Raw genomic sequence first — 11,652 nt, forward strand, 5'->3', positions numbered from 1 at the left:
TATCCAGGCCGTTTTGTATCAAGAATTATAACTGGCAATGCCAGATCTGGATAATTTATCGAAAGAGGAGTGATTCTATGTCGACATATAATATGAAAGTTACGCCGGAGATGGAGGAACTGACGAAGATCTGTGAGAGTAACAGCCAGATTGATGTTTCTCTTTACAGCAAATATGACGTTAAAAGAGGACTGCGGGATATCAACGGTAAGGGTGTTATGGCTGGTCTGACCCAGGTTTCCAATATCGTTTCTTCTAAAGTTGTAGATGGCAAAAGCGTGCCCTGCGATGGCGAGCTGTATTACAGGGGGATTAATATCCACGATCTGACCCAGGGCTTTTTGTCGGAGGAACGGCTGGGCTTTGAGGAGATTACATATCTGCTTCTGTTTGGAGTACTTCCTGACTTGCAGCAGCTGGAAGAATTTAAGCATCTGCTGGCGGCTCAGTGTTCTCTGCCGCGCAACTTCGTGCGGGATGTCATTATGAAAGCGCCCAGCAGCGATATGATGAATACACTTTCCCGAAGCGTGCTTACCTTGTATTCCTATGATAAGAACCCGGAAGACATTTCACTGCCCAATGTGCTGCGCCAGTGTATTAACCTGATCAGTGTGTTCCCCATGCTATCCGTGTATGGTTATCAGGCGCATCAGCATTATAACAAGCATAAGAGCCTCTATATTCACAATCCGAAGAAAGAACTGTCTGCCGCAGAAAATATTCTGCGTATGCTCCGGCCTGATAAGGCATATACGACTCTGGAGGCAAAGATTCTGGATCTGGCCCTGGTACTGCATATGGAACACGGCGGCGGAAACAATTCTACGTTTACCACACATGTGGTATCTTCTTCCGGAACAGATACCTATTCAGTAATTGCCGCGGCTCTGGGCTCTCTGAAAGGGCCGAAACACGGCGGCGCCAACATCAAAGTGGTGAAGATGTTTGACGATATGAAGAAACATGTCCGGGACTGGAAGGACGAGGAGGAAGTGAGCCGCTATCTGATCAAGCTTCTGCACAAAGAGGCATTTGATCAGCGGGGGCTGATCTATGGTATCGGTCATGCCGTTTACTCGATTTCTGATCCAAGAGCATTGATCTTTAAGAGATTTGTGGAGCAGCTGGCCCATGAAAAGGGCAGAGACAAAGACTACGCTCTGTATGCCATGGTAGAGCAGCTGGCACCGAAAATCATCGGCCAGGAAAGACACATTTATAAGGGCGTCAGTGCAAATGTGGACTTTTACAGCGGCTTTGTATACAGCATGCTGGATCTGCCGCTGGAATTATATACGCCGATGTTTGCTGTTGCCCGTATCGTCGGCTGGAGCGCTCACCGGATGGAAGAGCTGATCAATATGGATAAGATTATCCGTCCGGCCTATGCCAATGTTCTGCCGGAACAAAAGTACGTGAATCTGAAAGATAGATAAGCACTATTAATCAGCATTTTAAATAGCGCCAGTAAAGCTGTGGTAAGTACAGCTTTGCTGGCTTTGTTTTACAATAAGACGGCTCTCGAAGTGTACCGTCATTTGTTTTCATAAGTTTTGTATCTACTCTTCCGGGACATCCGGTTCTTTCTCCTGGGGTTCATTTTTCCCGCCCAGCTTACCCATGATGACAACCAGCAGGGTGATCAGCAGGATTACGGTAAAGATTCCGGCCATTCCCTTCCACATAATTTCCAGTGAGAGCATAAAATTTTCTAACATAAGTATACAGCTCCTTTCTTAATCACCCGATCATCTGGGAAACCAGTCCCAGGATCATACCGCCGGCTACAACGGAAGCAATCTGACCGGAGACATTTGCCCCGACAGCATGCATAATCAATATGTTCGAAGGATCTTCCTCCAGCGCCATTTTCTGAACCACTCTGGCCGACATGGGGAAAGCAGATATACCAGCCGCGCCGATCATAGGATTGATTTTATTCTTGCGGAACAGATTCAGGAACTTGACAAATACCACGCCGCCGATTGAATCAAAGACAAAGGCAAGCAGTCCGATTCCGATAATAATAAGCGTATTTACATTGACAAACTGGTCCGCGCGCATGCTGAAGGATATGGTGATTCCAAGGAGCAGGGTGATCAGGTTGGAGAGTACATTCTGTGCTGTCTCGGAAAGGCTGTTTAAAACACCGCATTCCCGAAGCAGATTGCCGAACATTAAGAACCCGACCAGAGAGACTGACATGGGTGCGACAAGCCCGGCGATAAAAGTAACCAGGATAGGGAAAGCAATCCGGGTAAATTTGGATACATTTTTCGGGTTGTAGGGCATCTTGATCCGGCGTTCCTTTTTGGAGGTGACGAGGCGAATCGCTGCCGGCTGGATAATGGGAACCAGAGCCATGTAAGAATAGGCAGCCACCGCAATAGGTCCTACATAGTTGGAATGCAGCATCTGGGAGACCAGGATGGAGGTGGGGCCGTCTGCGGCTCCAATGATACCGATCGAGGCAGCATCGGCAAGAGAAAATCCCATCAGCGTGGCGGCTGCAAGCGCAAAGAATATGCCAAACTGGGCGGCCGCTCCGCACAGAAACAAAATCGGCTGAGACAGAAGAGGTCCGAAATCAATCATAGCGCCGATTCCGATAAAGAGCAGGATGGGCAATGCTTCCGATGCCTCGATGCCTGTTTCATAGAGCCACTGGACAATACCGTTTGTCTCGCCAAGCCCGGCTGTGATTTGATCAATTGCACCGGACAGAGGAAGATTGACCAAAATAGCGCCAAAACCCATAGGGAGCAGAAGCGCCGGTTCAAATCCTTTTTTGATAGCAAGATAGATTAGCAGGATACCTACCCCGTACATCAGAAGCTGGGCCGGCGTGATAGCAGCCAGTCCGGAAAATAAAAAATCCATTTTGTTTCCCCCATTCCGAAGCGTTCTTTGCTGAGGAAGCGCTGAGAAATTCGAATTCTTAGCTGCGATAAGCACAGCTTGTGACGCTTCGGCACAAACTGCCGCCTGAAAAAGATGTCATCGAGCTTATTTTTCAGGCTATCCCTCTTTGGTAGTTGAGGAGCAACGTCTATACAGCCAGCAGCAGGTATGAAACAGCGGGCATCCTTTCGAGATTTCCAAATGAAAAAAGAGACCTGTGTCCTTTTTAAAGGACACAGGTCTCGTCATTTATGTGGAGGAAATCTGACTATTAAGGATTCTCTTCACTAATTAAACCAGGGGCCTCCCCCTTGCTGTTGGCTTAATCCTGCGGCACATATGCCGCACCGACTACTCCCCCGTATCGGAAAGATAAAATAGAACGGAAACTCCGTTCCGGTTACTAAGAAGATAACACAATAGGATATCTGCTGTCTGCTAAAATTCCGTTAAGATTTTAACTGGTCAGATAAAGAACATCTGTTGCCACACGATTGACGAAGGACTGATCGTGCTCTACAAAAATCATCGTAGGCTGATAAGTCAGCAGAAGATCTTCAATCTGTCTGCGGGAAAAGATATCAATATAGTTAAGCGGTTCATCCCATATATAAATGTGGGCGCGCTCACAGAGACTTCTGGCGATAAGAACCTTTTTCTTCTGGCCTCCGCTGAACTCTTCCATATTCTTTTCAAACTGAACTCTGGAAAAGTCCAGTTTTCTGAGAAGCGCTTTGAATAATGTTTCATCCAGCTGCTGACTGGAGATATAATCCTTCAAAGTTCCCCGGAGAAAGGAAGTATCCTGCGGGACATAGGACAGGATAAGGCCCGATGCTAAAGAATATTCCCCTGTAGTTTTTATTGATTTTCCCAGCATTAATTTTAAGATACTGGATTTACCAGAACCGTTTTTTCCCTGGATGGAAAGCCTTTGTCCCTGTCTCAGGGTAAAGGATACCGGACCCAGAACCTTTCTTTCACCATAATATAATGACAGATCCCGCATCGTTACAAGATCATCGCAGTGATGGTTCAGCGGAAACAATTTTAACTGATCTGCCGTTTCAATGTTTTTCAGCAGGGCAGATTTTTCTTCCGCAGCCTGCTCCATTCTGTTTTCCGCCGCTTTGGAGCGTTTCATCATTTTGGCCGCTTTATGCCCGATATAGCCGCGGTCTGCACTGTGTGAGCCTATTTTTCCGCTTTCGATCTTATCGGACCAGTTTTTTGTGCGGCCGGCAGAGACCTGCAGACGCCGGATATCCTTTTTCAGCCGTTCATTTTCCATCTGTTCAAAATGATCCTGATAGGCTTTATTTTGCTGCCAGCTGGAGAAATTACCCTGCTGAATCTCAATCGTTGTGCGGTTGATGGACAGGATATGGTCGATACACGAATCCAGGAACCACTGATCGTGGGATACCAGGATAAAGCCTTTTTTACTGTTTAAATAGCGGCTGACCAGCTTCCTCCCTTCCATATCCAGATGGTTGGTAGGCTCATCAATCAGCAGAAAATGATTTTCTTCCGAGAAAAGCAGGGCGAGCAGTACCTTGGTCTGTTCCCCGTTGCTGAGGGATGAAAAGGGACGGTATAAAACCTCCGCATCCACCTCAAGCAGGTTTAATTCCCGGCAGAGTTTCCATAGTTCAAATCCCGGGCGTACGGTTTCCGCAATTTCCAGCGTGTTTCTGTCTTTCCCGGTAATTTCATATGGAAAATAGTCAAAGGAGACGGAAGAAGAAATAGTTCCGCTATATTCATAACAGCCCATCAGCAAACTTAAAAATGTTGTTTTGCCCCGTCCGTTCCTGCCTGTGAAACCCAGCTTCCAGTCGGTATCGATCTGAAAGGAGACCTGGTCGAAAATAGTATCATAACTTCCCTCATAAGAGAAGGTTAAATTTGAAATCTGTATCATTGACATGGCTGGCACCTCCAAAAAAATAAAGACGCAGAAGAGTATTTCTGCATCTTTTCTTCATGAAATGCCGTCTGTATGCCATCCAATCCAAAACATGGACAACCTGCAGCGACAAGATAAAGTATAGATGAAAAAGTAATCTTCTTGCAGAAATCAGGACGCTCTAAAAACACGGAATAAACCGTCTTTTTAAATCACCTGTTTCTTTGACATAGCAGCAAGAAAAATTACTTCTTCATTCGTACACCTCTTTTCCGTCTCATCACTGTTTTAATATCCTAATGGTATAGCAGGCGTTTTCGTATGTCAAGCCTTATTTTTTTGCCAGAGCAGACGGTTCTCAGCAAATGTGCAGGCCAATCTGCCTTCATCAAGAAGGTATGCCAGATAGGAACGGACTGTACTGCCGACGAGAACATACTGGTTATAATCCATATGCAGGGCATAGTGATCGAAGAGCTGCTTTAATATCTCTTCAAAAGAGATGGGAGTCTCACAGATCCGAAGAAGCTGTTCTATAATTTCTATGACCTTGGCACGATTTAAGTCCGCAAGGGGCCGGATATCCGATACGGCGTCCGCATGGGAGGGAATAAATAAGTCCGCCTCAAGTTTGGATACGTAATCCAGGGTGGCCAGGTAGGATTTTACATCATAGATAAAGGAAACATGATACTTTTCCAGCACCGCCTCGCTGGTGAGGCAGTCAGCCAGAAAGCACACACGATCCGGGGTCATTATGCCAATCATATCAAAAAAATGTCCAGGAAGAGAAAGCAGCTCCATACCAGACGGCAGGGAAAGCATGTCTATCCTGTTTACACTGGATGGCTGGGCCATCAGAAATTTATTCCTCAGAGGTGCGGGGGGATAGGCGCCAAACAGGAAGGAGGGCTCCAGAACAGGGAATTCTGTAAAAGCCGCCTCCGCTCCGGTACAATACGCCGGGCAGCCAAGCCGATCCTGCAATAAACGGTTTCCTCCAATATGATCCGCATTGGAATGGGTATTGATGATGGCCTGGGGTTCCCATTGGTTGGCGGTCAGGATTTTCTGTATCTTTTTCCCGGCCTCTTTGTCATTTCCGGTATCGATCAGTATGACATGGGAATCATCTGTACGGTACATACCGATTTTTGCCGGGCAGTTAATATAAAAGGTATTGGCCGCGGCCTGAATCAATTCATACATCGCTTAGTACTCCTTTCTATCTTGCGGCTGGAATATCCACTGTCTGCAGCCGGGCTGACATCTGCATGTAATCGACTTTGATCTGCCTGTACATGGACAGGATATCCGAACCATATGTTTCTGAGGTTCTGATGATCTGATCATAATTCTGAAGAACGGTATTGACGACCAGCGGACATAGTTTACCGGAATCCCGCATATCGGCCAGAACAGACATCGTCTTTTCTCTGTTGAAGGCATCCTTGTAACTCCTTCTTCTTATCAGCGCGCTGACGATATCAGCCACCGCCACGATCCGTTCAGCCAAAGTTAAATCCGCGCCTGTAAGCTGACGGGGATATCCGGTGCCGTCCAGTTTTTCATGGTGGCGCACCGCAATGCGGTTGATCTCGGAATTGACGTCGCCGCCCAGAATCTGTTCTGTTATCACCACATGATTCTTCATAATCTCCATTTCAGCAGGTGTCAGAGGACCTGGCTTTTCCAGTATTTCAATGGGACAGGCCACCTTTCCCACATCGTGAAGAAGCGCCCCGAAATATATTTTCCGGATTTCAGATTGTTCAAGATTCAGAAGTTCTCCGATCACCTGGCTCACCGATACCGTGGTGATGGTGTGAAGAACCATAAATTCACTCCGAAAGTCAATCGCATAGGCGATCATTGAGAGAAACTGCTGCTTTTCTGTGTAGGTAAATACCGCATTCCTGGTGATATCGGTTAAGCAGGAACCGGCATCCCTTTTTCTGAGGCTGCCAAGCAAATCTGACTGGCCGGCCGCACGGAGAAATAAGTCAGCCCAATAAGGAGAGAACAGGGAACCCCTCTCTTTACGAACGTAAGACAGGCAATATTCCGGATCTTTATACTGCAGCAGAATGTCCATCCGGTCCGCAAGCATTATCAATCCGGCGTAATGGGATTCATTCAGCCGAGCGGCAAAACGGTCAGTAATAGAATCACAGGGATTGCAGGCCTGTCTGGTCTGGAACGCTGCGTAAGCGTGAAAAGGCAGATGATGAAAGAGAAGAATATCTGCATATTCAAAAAAAGGAGAAAAGTTTTTCAGATAAAGATAGCTGTAGACAGAGTGCCGCCAGAAGTTCTGACTCTCAAACTGCATCATATCATTAATATCTTCCGTCTTATACGCTCCGATATCATGCAAAAGCCCCAGCAGAGAAAGATTGATCAATTCCCGCTCATCCAGTTTCCCTTCTTCCGACAATATAGAATGTATAAGAACAGCGACCCGCTCTCCGTGGCCGACCAGCCGTGGGTCCACACAGCCCAGTGTTCTTCTTATGATTTGTATGATATCGATGCTGCTGATTACTTTCATAACGTACCTTCCCATACTATTGAAATAAGATTATTCTAACATAATAAAGCCGGAAAAACTATGAAAAATCACCTGGAACAGGGAAAAGAAATGTGGGAGATCAGCCTGAAATTCCATGAAAAAAGAACCCATTCTTAAAGATTTAAGAAGGATTCTGTCTGAAAATAAAAGAAATGGAGACAACAGGACTCGAACCTGCGACCCTCTACACGTCAAGCAGATGCTCTCCCAGCTGAGCTATGTCTCCATATCGGAATTATAACACAGACGGGGTGAGAAATGCAATAAAATAAGCGGATAACGGGAATCGAACCCGCCTCTCCAGCTTGGGAAGCTGGCGTTCTACCAATGAACTATATCCGCCTGGTAAAGATTATTATAATGTTTTTAGCGGAAAAGTCAATAAGGATTGTTCCGATTCTTAAAAGATAACAAGCCGGCTTCCTATTTTTTCTGCAGATAGGATGCGAGAATATCAATAAATTCACCGGTAGACGGCTTGGTTTTCAGAGGATATCCCGCAATCTGCTCCAGAAAGGTTCTGTTTCCTCTGAACCAGCAGACTTCGATTACTGTGCGCAGATTGCGCTCGACGCAGGGCACCGTTGTTTTAAAATGCTTTGCAACATCCGGATAGAGACATTTTGTGATAAAAAGCAGCCGGTTCTCATCCTCCAGAGCCAGCGAAATGGAATAAGCCAGAAAATGGTATCCCCGGTATGTTGCGGGAATCCCAAGCTTGCGTATTAGCAGATATGCTTCAGACAAAATCAAACCCACACTTTCTATTGTTTTTTCTATGCCGCAGGCTGACAGGATGTATCAGACGAAGATGAGATAACCGGCGGTCCAGGTTATGTTACTGCACAATAGCTTTAAATCCGAAATATCTGATTTAAAAAGACAAATTTTTACAAGGCATCTTTCGTTTCTATGGTTTCCGACAAGCTTTTTATGACAATCTGACAAAATACGACTTGCAGAGGAGCAGCAGAGATGGGCTATAGTCTGACACGGGCCTGGATGGCGATATGCAGCTAAATTTAAAAAACGTTAAGATTTTCCTAAGATATACTCCTTTCATGCCGGTCAGAAATCCTGTATACTGAATACAGACAGGCATGGATTTGGAGGGATTTAGATGAAGGGACGGGTAATGATCGTCGACGATGAAAAGGAAATTGCCGATCTGGTGGAGATATACTTGAAGAACGACGGATTTGAGACAGAGAAATTTTACAATGGAACTGAAGTGCTGAAACGGATGGAAGAAGAAAATCCGGACCTTATTCTGCTGGATGTAATGCTTCCCGATATGGATGGTTTTGCAATCTGCCGGAAGATAAGAGAAAAGTATAATTTTCCTGTCATTATGCTGACGGCCAAGGATCAGGATCTGGACAAGATTACAGGACTTACCATGGGGGCGGATGATTATATAACCAAGCCCTTTCATCCTCTGGAGCTGTTGGCCAGGGTAAAAGCGCAGATGCGCCGTTACACGACCTATAATCAGCTAGAGACAGAGCCAAAGGGCAACGTGATTGCGTTCTCCGGGCTGGTGATTAACCAGGATGATTATTCCTGTATGCTCAACGAGAAAGAAGTTTCACTCACACCCACTGAGTTTGCCATTTTGTGGCATCTTTGCAGTAACAGAGGCAAGGTGGTAAGTTCTGAGGAACTGTTCCGGGAGGTGTGGGGTGAGAAATATTATACCAACAGCAACAATACGGTGATGGTTCACATTCGGCATCTGCGGGAAAAAATGCATGACAGTGTGGAGTGTCCCAAATATATTAAAACAGTATGGGGAGTAGGGTATCGAATTGACGAGTGATTTTAAACGGCTGAAAAGGAAATTCCTGGGTTCCATTGTGATGTGTACACTGGGCGCGCTGGCGGTTCTGGCTGTTATCATGAAAGTCTTTGTAGACGGCCTGCTGCAGGCCCCTTTTGCAGAAGGGTTTGTGCGGCTCTGCCAGAAACTGTTTCATATGTCCTACTACGACGGTGTGGCAATATACCAGTATATTTTTCTTGAAAAAAAGGCCCTCTGGATAGCGCTGGCCTTTTTCCTGCTGCTTATTGTAGCAATTTACATTGCCCTGAACCGGTTTACGGCGTATTTTACACAGATCAATCATGGGCTTGACCATCTGATCCACCCATCGGAAGAACCGGTTTCTTTTAAACCAGAGCTGGAATTTATGGAACGTAAGTTCACAGAAGTAAGCGCAACCCTGGAAAAGCGGGAAAAGGATGCCAGGGATGCGGAGCAGAGAAAAAATGATCTGGTTCTCTACCTGGCCCATGATATAAGGACTCCGCTGACGTCGGTTATCGGGTATCTGAGCCTTCTGGAGGAGGCCCCGGATATGCCGGTGGAACAGAGGGCAAAATACACGAAGATCACGCTGGAAAAGGCATATCGTCTGGAACAGTTGCTCAATGAGTTTTTTGAAATAACCAGGTACAATCTTCAGACCATCATTCTGAATAAAGAGGAAATTCACCTGGACTTTATGCTGCTGCAGATTGCAGACGAATTCTACCCTATTCTGGAGTCGGAGGGGAAAACCATAGAGGTTCATGTTCCGGATAATCTAACCATAATCGGGGATGCGGACAAGCTGGCAAGGGTATTTAACAACATTCTTAAAAATGCGGCGGCATACAGCAGTCCGGATACGGTCATCGAAGTTGAAGTGGTACAGGAAGGAGCGGAGACGGTAATCAGCTTTAAAAATAAGGGTAAGCTGATACCGGAAGCACAGCTGAATCAGATATTTGAAAAGTTTTATCGGGTGGACTCATCCAGGACCAGCAGTACGGGCGGTTCCGGGTTGGGCCTGGCGATTGCCAGGGAGATTGTAAATGCCCATGGCGGGAGCATTGCCGCGAAAAGCGGCGCGCAAGGAACTGTTTTTACAGTCCGGCTTCCATCAAAATAAATAGAAGATTATGTTCTGCCCTGCCGAAAAGCGGGCCGTCCCGGATCATTCATTTGAATATCCGGAACGGCCCGCTTTTGATATTACTTTGATACATATTAAGGGCTTTTATCTATTTTAATTAAGAAATCATTAATGAATGATAAGAGGGCATTAAAAAATAACCCGATCAAGTCTGTTATGCTAATAACAAGAGGTACAAAATACCGCGGGCTCAAGCTTCGCGGAGAACGAATGAAAACAGAAAGAAGGAATAAGGGGTATGAATAACGAGATGGAAAGAGAAAAAGTTGCGGTTTTATTTGGAGGATGTTCCACAGAATATAGTGTGTCACTGCAGTCTGCGTATGCGGTCATTACCCACATCGACACAGAAAAATATGAGCCGGTTCTAATCGGCATTACCAGAGAAGGAAAGTGGTTTCACTACTTTGGAAATCCGGAACGTATCCCTCTGGATACCTGGCTGGAAGACGAAGCAAAGACAGAGGCGGCGATTTTACCGGACCGTCAGATCCATGGCATGATGGAGTGGAGAGATGGAGCGGTATCCTTCACCAGGCTGGACTTTGTATTCCCTGTCCTGCACGGCAGGAACGGGGAGGACGGCACAGTACAGGGGCTGATTGAACTGGCAGGGATTCCACTGGTAGGCTGTGCGACCCTCTGTTCAGCACTCTGCATGGATAAGCAGATGGCGCATGAGAGGGCGGCAGCGGCCGGGGTGGCGGTGCCGAAGGCCGTACAGCTGCTCAGGGGGGAAGAAAAACTTGCGGAACAAAAGGCGGCGGGACTGACATTTCCCCTTTATGTAAAACCGGTGAGGGCCGGTTCCTCCTATGGGATTACCCGGATAGAAGCCATGGATGAACTGAGTAAGGCTGTGGAGACAGCCTTTGAGCATGACAGCAGGGTAATCATCGAAGAAGAAATCAAGGGATTTGAGGTGGGCTGTGCGGTACTTGGAAATGAAGACCTGGTGATCGGGGAGGTTGACGAGATCGAATTGGTAAAAGGTTTCTTTGACTATACGGAGAAATATTCTCTGGTAACTGCCAGGATTCATATGCCCGCCAGGATAGACAGCCGGACGGCGGCCAGGATTAAGGAGACGGCGGCGCTCTTATATCGGGTTCTGGACTGCAGGGGATTTGCAAGAGTGGATATGTTCTTAACCCCGGATCAGGAGATCGTGTTTAATGAAGTAAATACCATACCGGGATGCACTTCTCACAGCCGGTATCCCAATATGCTGAAAGGAGCCGGAATTTCCTTTGCGGAAATGGTTAACAGGCTGATCGATCTGGCCAGAGAATAAAAACGGAAGAAGAGAG

Annotated in this window: 10 protein-coding genes and 2 tRNA genes; 4 read left to right on the forward strand and 8 right to left on the reverse strand. The window is 46.5% G+C overall.

The annotated features are described in order from the left end of the window. Positions 1-77 precede the first annotated feature (77 nt). Positions 78-1,439 carry a citrate/2-methylcitrate synthase gene (locus tag ABCW47_RS01590; protein ID WP_343208113.1) on the forward strand — a complete coding sequence of 454 codons (1,362 nt, stop codon included), beginning with the start codon at positions 78-80 and terminating at the stop codon, positions 1,437-1,439. Between the two features lie 123 nt (positions 1,440-1,562). On the opposite strand, the gene ABCW47_RS01595 is transcribed toward ABCW47_RS01590, so the two are convergent. The 8 genes from ABCW47_RS01595 to ABCW47_RS01630 all read right to left on the reverse strand — a co-directional run bounded on the left by ABCW47_RS01595 (position 1,563) and on the right by ABCW47_RS01630 (position 8,132). Next, positions 1,563-1,721, reverse strand: coding sequence for a hypothetical protein (locus tag ABCW47_RS01595; RefSeq protein ID WP_343208114.1), 159 nt, complete (start codon positions 1,719-1,721; stop codon positions 1,563-1,565). Between the two features lie 22 nt (positions 1,722-1,743). Then, the gene (locus ABCW47_RS01600; protein WP_343208115.1) at positions 1,744-2,883 is read right to left on the reverse strand and encodes a sodium ion-translocating decarboxylase subunit beta; all 1,140 of its coding nucleotides are present in this window, start codon (positions 2,881-2,883) and stop codon (positions 1,744-1,746) included. Between the two features lie 478 nt (positions 2,884-3,361). Beyond that, entirely contained in the window at positions 3,362-4,834 is a 1,473-nt protein-coding gene (abc-f, locus tag ABCW47_RS01605; RefSeq protein ID WP_343208116.1) for a ribosomal protection-like ABC-F family protein, read from the reverse strand. A gap of 303 nt (positions 4,835-5,137) precedes the next feature. Then, positions 5,138-6,022, reverse strand: a complete 885-nt coding sequence (locus ABCW47_RS01610; RefSeq protein ID WP_343208117.1) for an MBL fold metallo-hydrolase — start codon at positions 6,020-6,022, stop codon at positions 5,138-5,140. A gap of 16 nt (positions 6,023-6,038) precedes the next feature. Beyond that, on the reverse strand, positions 6,039-7,364 hold the full coding sequence (locus ABCW47_RS01615) for an HD-GYP domain-containing protein (RefSeq protein WP_343208118.1): 1,326 nt from the start codon (positions 7,362-7,364) through the stop codon (positions 6,039-6,041). Between the two features lie 174 nt (positions 7,365-7,538). Then, positions 7,539-7,611 (reverse strand) — tRNA-Val (locus ABCW47_RS01620). Positions 7,612-7,656: 45 nt separating this feature from the next. Then, a tRNA-Gly gene (locus ABCW47_RS01625) sits at positions 7,657-7,727 on the reverse strand. Positions 7,728-7,808: 81 nt separating this feature from the next. Next, positions 7,809-8,132: a sporulation initiation factor Spo0A C-terminal domain-containing protein gene (locus ABCW47_RS01630; RefSeq protein WP_343208119.1), complete on the reverse strand. Its 324-nt coding sequence runs from the start codon at positions 8,130-8,132 to the stop codon at positions 7,809-7,811. Positions 8,133-8,505: 373 nt separating this feature from the next. Between ABCW47_RS01630 and vanR the strand changes: the two genes are divergently transcribed. The 3 genes from vanR to vanG all read left to right on the forward strand — a co-directional run bounded on the left by vanR (position 8,506) and on the right by vanG (position 11,636). Then, positions 8,506-9,204, forward strand: a complete 699-nt coding sequence (gene vanR, locus ABCW47_RS01635) for a VanR-ABDEGLN family response regulator transcription factor (protein WP_343208120.1) — start codon at positions 8,506-8,508, stop codon at positions 9,202-9,204. Next, positions 9,194-10,318 carry a sensor histidine kinase gene (locus tag ABCW47_RS01640; protein ID WP_343208121.1) on the forward strand — a complete coding sequence of 375 codons (1,125 nt, stop codon included), beginning with the start codon at positions 9,194-9,196 and terminating at the stop codon, positions 10,316-10,318. The genes vanR and ABCW47_RS01640 overlap by 11 nt, the downstream gene beginning before the upstream one ends. Before the next feature lie 274 nt (positions 10,319-10,592). Further along, positions 10,593-11,636 (forward strand): D-alanine--D-serine ligase VanG, encoded by a 1,044-nt coding sequence (vanG, locus tag ABCW47_RS01645; RefSeq protein ID WP_343209569.1) that lies wholly within the window; start codon positions 10,593-10,595, stop codon positions 11,634-11,636. The last annotated feature ends 16 nt before the right edge of the window (positions 11,637-11,652 follow it).

Origin of the sequence: Anaerolentibacter hominis (genome assembly GCF_032380675.1) — a bacterium.
GTDB classification, from domain to species: domain Bacteria; phylum Bacillota; class Clostridia; order Lachnospirales; family Lachnospiraceae; genus Anaerolentibacter; species Anaerolentibacter hominis.